We start from the raw sequence: 4,934 nt of genomic DNA, 5'->3' as shown, positions 1-4,934 counted from the left end.
GGAAAGGCGCCGACGCCGGGCAGGATGATGACACCGCACCCATCCAGCACATCGGGATCATGGCTGAGCCGACTGCGCAGGCCCAGCATGCGCAGCGAACGCTCGACCGAGGCGACATTGCCGATGCCATAGTCGACGATGCCGACGAGGCGGGCGCTCACAGGCCCACCCCGACCTGGAATTTGCGGGTGATGCGCCCGTCGGCGGCGATGTCGAACAGCTCGCGGTTGACCGAGGCGCGAACCTGCTCCCAGAAGGCCTCGACCGTGATGCCGATATAGGCGCAAAAGCTGGCGATATAGTCGGGGGAGCAGGCATCGTCATAGTTCTCGACCAGGGCGATGCCAGCCTCGCGGCTCATGCGGCCGAGGCGGATTTCCTCGTTGACGTAATCGGTGACGCGCCCGAAGCCGAATTTGTAGAACTTGATCATCTGGTTGAGCGTCACCCAGTCCTCGTCGAGCGAGGTGACGCCCTTGAGATCGCCGGTATGATCCACTGTGTCGGTGCGCAGCCTGAGCCCGCTGGCCGCCGAATACATGCCGTTATTGACCAGCGACCAGTCGCCCAGGAACCAGCCCAGATAGACGATCTGCAACCCATGGGCCTCGAAGGCGTCGGGGCTGGGATATTGATAGGGCAGCAATTCGCGCTCGGTGGCGCCGGCCTCGTACATCCAGTCGGCGGCGCCGCCGGCCAGGGTGTTCATGTAGCGCAGATTGTTGCCGTCATAGCCGGTCTTGCCCAGCGTCTTGAGGTCGCCCAGTTGCAAGCCGGGATTTTCGCCCCACAGGATCAGCGGAATGCCGTAGCGGATGGCGATCTGCGGCACCGAGCTGAACAGGGCCAGTTCGGTCGACTTGGCCCAATTGGTGAAGCGGGCGAAGGATTCGGCCATCAGGCGCTGCCAGGTCTGCGGGGCGGGGGCCGAGATGACCACGTCGAATCCCAGCTCGATGAGATTGGCGATATTGTCAGCGCCGCGCTCGGTCACCTGCTCGGGCGGATAGGACAGGCACACCAGCAGCGGCTTCAGCCCCAGCTTGTCGCGCACCCAGAGCGCCTGGCGCGAGCTGTCCTTGCCGCCGCTGACCCCGATGATGCAGTCGAACATCTGCCCCGGCCGGCGCGGCGCATTGGCCAGCAGCTCGGTGAGGATGTCGTAGCGCTCCTGCCAGTCGACCTCCTTGAGCCTGTCGAAATAATCGCAGGCCGGGCACAGGCCGTCGGGTGTGAAGCGGCTATTGGGCCGCGTATCGGGTTGCAGACAGTTGCGGCAATATTTCATGGCGCCGGGTCTTTCCGCTTCAGATGTCTGATGCCGTCATGGGGCAGGCGGCAGGCCGGCGCCCAGGGCGGCAGGGTGCACAATACCTGCCGGCCGGCTGCCAGCGCTAGCACGAGTGCAAAGGATTCGCAGCCGGCAACCCAGCGGGCCTGCGCCATTGTGTTGGCAATGTCGGGGCCGGTGTCGAGCCGGGCGTCGAGGTTGGAATGGGCCGCCAGCCAGGCATCGTATTTCCCCGCCGCATCGGAAGGGTGCGGCCGCAAGATGATTTGCAGGTCTTGGGGAAGGGCGAGCGTGGGCAGGTTCTCGACGAAGAAATCCAGCGCCTGGAACTCTCCCTGCCGCTCCCGCCCCCAGGTGCTTCGTGCCGGCTCGAGCACATAGAGCAGGGTTGGCGGGCTGGCGGGGGGAGGCGGAATCTTCGCCACGGCGGCAGCAAGATAGAGGTTGGGATGCAGGGTCACGGGTGTGCCGGGGAAGATGGCGCGGGCCAAAGCCAGCGCTTCGGGGTCGGTCACCCGGATTTCATCGGGCAGGATTTCCTCGCTAAGGCGGGTGAAGCGCTCGCGGTAATTGACCCAGTGGTCGATAACGGCGATGGAGCGGATACCGGCCCGCTGGGCCGCGTGGCGGGCGTCGTGCTCGATGTCGCTGGCCCAGCCGGTGCCGCTGAGCAGGGTGACGGCGCCCTCCAGCGCCTCCTCCATGTCGTCCACGAGCCATTCGCAGGGCAGGCTGGCCTGGGCCAGCGGCAGCGCCGGCCCGCGCGCCAGCACCCTAATAGCGCCCTCCGCGTCCCGGATGCCGGCGAAGATGATATTGGCTGCGCCCGCATCGTGGCAGACGACCGCCAGGGGGCGGGCGAGATCAGCGATCCAGGAATTTGGCATAAAGCACGATGTCCCGGGGTTCGCCGTCGAGAATTTCCTGCGCGCGCCGCACGGCTTCGAGCTGCATGCCGGCGCGTTCCATGATCTTGCGCATGCCGATATTGGCATCCAGCGTGCCGCCGGTGATCTTGCGCATACCGGGCTGCAGCGCGAGCCAGCCCATCAGCGTGGTCCAGGCGTCCAGGCCCAGGCCCTGCCCCCAGCATTGCCGCTCGCCCAGCATGATGCCGATGTCGGCAGTGCCGTGAGGCATGCTGCGATAGCAGGTCATGGTGCCCACCGGTCGCTTATCATCGAGACGCTGGATGCTCAGAAAGAGATTGGCGCTCCCGGCAAAGCTCGCCAGATAGGCGCGGCATGAGCTTTCGTCATGCTGCCGGAAGCGCTGATTGGAATAGCGCACTACTTCGGGGTCGTTGAGCCAGGACAGATAGGCCGGGGTGATGTCGGCCGCGCGGAAAGGCTGCAATCGCACCTTGTCTCCGCTCAATATCGGTCCCGGCAGCATGGATCAGCCCCGCAATGCGTCCAGATTGGCCCAGACCTTGGCGAAGGCGCCCACGATCTGGTCGACATCGGCGTCTTCCATTTCGCCCATGCACAGATTGAGCCCGAGGAAGCGGCGCTCGTGCAGGTCCTCGGCCACCGGGCAAATGCCCCGGCCATAGTCGATGTCGCGCGACACGAAGGGCTGGTTCCAGGGGAAGCCCTTGGAGCCATAGGCGATCTTCTTCTGGAAGATAGGGAACATGTGGATGTTCTGATAGCCGTTCATCAGCCAGTCCACGCCCTCGGCGCGCAGAGCCTCCAGGATGCGCTGGCGCGTCAGGCCCAGCCGGTCCACGTCGAGCACGAGGCCATAGACGTAGTAGACATGGGTGCAGCCCTCGGACACCACCGGGGTCTGGAGGCCTTCGAAACCGGCCAGCCCGGCATTGAGCCTTTCGGCGGCGCGCTGGCGGCTGGCCACGCGGGCCTCGAGCTTGTCGAGTTGCACGCTGGCAATGGCCGCCTCGATTTCGCCCAGACGGAAATTATAGCCCAGCATGTTGTTGAGCTCGTCCGGGTCCTCGGAGCGGATCACCGCCTCGGCGTGGTTGCGGATCAGCCGCATGCGCTCGGCCAGCCGGTCGTCCTCGGTGACGATGATGCCGCCTTCGCCGGAATGGATATGCTTGTGGTAATTGAGGCTGTAGCCGCCGATATCGGCCAGGGTGCCGGCAAAGCGGTTATTGTAGAGCGCGCCGGGGGCCTGGGCGGTGTCGCTGAGCAGCTTGAGCCCGTGGCGGCTGGCGATGTCGCGCAGCGCCACCATGTCGGCGGACTGGCCGAAGATATCGACGGCCATGATGGCGCGGGTCCGGGGCGAGATCAGCTTCTCGACGCTTTCGGGGTCGATGTTGAAGCTCACCGGATCGATATCGGCGAAGACGGGAATGCCGTTGAAATGCAGGATGGCGGTGGCCGTCGCCGCCATGGTCCAGGGCGTGGTGATGATCTCGTCGCCCGGCTCGATGCCGATGGCGCCCACGGCGGCGATGAGCCCCGAGGTCCAGGAATTGACGGCGATGGCGTGCTTGACGCCGAAATGGGCGGCGGCCTTCTGCTCGAAGGCGCGCACATGCTGCCCGCCCATGAAGCCGTCGCCCGGCGCGCCGATATAGGCCGAGAGCACGCCGGTGCGGATGACGGCGGTGGCGGCTGTCACCTCATCTTCGCCGATGCTCTTGAAGGGCGCCAGCGGGGCCGGGATGGCGGGAGTTCCGCCCAGCAGGGCGAGGGTTTGTCTGCTCATGGATGATCCTGTCGAAGCCTTGGCGCCTTAAGCCTGTGCGAGTTGTCTGATCCGGTGGCACAATGTCTGTGTCGCCAATGCCGTCCTGCCGGTGCTGGCCGGCTCGGCACCGGTGTCGAGCACGGCGGCGATCTCCGCGATGGCTGCCGTCATGGCGGCATCGTAGCGACCGGCCTGGTTCCCGCCTGCATCGAGCGTCTTGTAGCCAGAGAAAGTCGGGCTGTCGATTGCATGCCGCAGGCGCCAGCTGCCGCCGCCCTGCTCCATGCGGATGACGGCGCGCTCCAGCACCAGTTCGAGTTCGAAAAGGGCGTAGTCGCGCGCATCGGCGATATTGAGCATGATGGGCAGGCCGTCGGGACCTTCCAGCGCCGCGGCGATGCTGGGGTCGTCCGGCCAGTGGTCCCAATGCGGCCGGCCGGCCCAGAGCGGGGTCAGCGGCCCCACGAGGAAGGCCAGCAGGTCGAGCATGTGGCTGCCATTGTTGAGCACGCCCTTGTTGTAGACCCCGGTGGCCGAGCGCAGGCTCCCCCAGGTGCGGGCGGCGATGTCGGCGCGTAACTGGCCGATATCGGGGGCCCAGCGCCGCGTGTGGTTGACCATCAGCGTCACTCCGGCGGCCGCGCAGGCGGCAACTACGGCGCTGGTGGCGTCCAGATCAGGGCTCACCGGCTTTTCGCAGAAGATGAGGCGCGGCTTGAGGGCCAGGGCGCTGGCGATGTCCTGGGCATGGGCAGCGGTGGGCGAGCAGATGCTGATGACATCGAACGCGCCGGCAGAGGCCCCCAGTTCGGCAAAGCTGGCCGCCGTCCGGGGAATGGACCAATGGGTGGCGAAGGCCCTGGCCCGATCCGGGTCGGGTTCGATGCAGGCGGCCAGGCAGAAGTCGGCATGGCGCGAAAAGGCTCCGGCATGGGTGAGGGGCAGGCCCTCGTTGCCGCGGGCGCTGTCGAAGCCGCCG

The 4,934-nt window shown here is 66.2% G+C and carries 5 protein-coding genes; all 5 read right to left on the bottom strand.

Annotation, left to right across the window (positions count from 1 at the left end):
- Positions 1-157: 157 nt before the first annotated feature.
- Entirely contained in the window at positions 158-1,288 is a 1,131-nt protein-coding gene (locus tag VDP82_RS13865) for an N-acetyl sugar amidotransferase (protein ID WP_323015438.1), read from the bottom strand.
- Positions 1,285-2,178 carry a hypothetical protein gene (locus VDP82_RS13860; RefSeq protein WP_323015437.1) on the bottom strand — a complete coding sequence of 298 codons (894 nt, stop codon included), beginning with the start codon at positions 2,176-2,178 and terminating at the stop codon, positions 1,285-1,287. Before VDP82_RS13860 ends, VDP82_RS13865 begins: the two co-directional genes overlap by 4 nt.
- Complete coding sequence (locus tag VDP82_RS13855; protein ID WP_323015436.1) at positions 2,156-2,686, bottom strand: GNAT family protein; 531 nt, start codon at positions 2,684-2,686, stop codon at positions 2,156-2,158. Before VDP82_RS13855 ends, VDP82_RS13860 begins: the two co-directional genes overlap by 23 nt.
- Before the next feature lie 3 nt (positions 2,687-2,689).
- Positions 2,690-3,973 (bottom strand): DegT/DnrJ/EryC1/StrS family aminotransferase, encoded by a 1,284-nt coding sequence (locus VDP82_RS13850; protein ID WP_323015435.1) that lies wholly within the window; start codon positions 3,971-3,973, stop codon positions 2,690-2,692.
- A 27-nt stretch (positions 3,974-4,000) separates the two neighbouring features.
- A partial coding sequence (locus tag VDP82_RS13845) for a Gfo/Idh/MocA family oxidoreductase (RefSeq protein WP_323015434.1) occupies positions 4,001-4,934 on the bottom strand: 934 nt, incomplete at its 5' end.

The sequence above is a fragment of the Devosia sp. genome (assembly GCF_034675085.1).
Taxonomy (GTDB): domain Bacteria; phylum Pseudomonadota; class Alphaproteobacteria; order Rhizobiales; family Devosiaceae; genus Devosia.
This window is presented reverse-complemented; position numbering and strand designations above follow the sequence as displayed.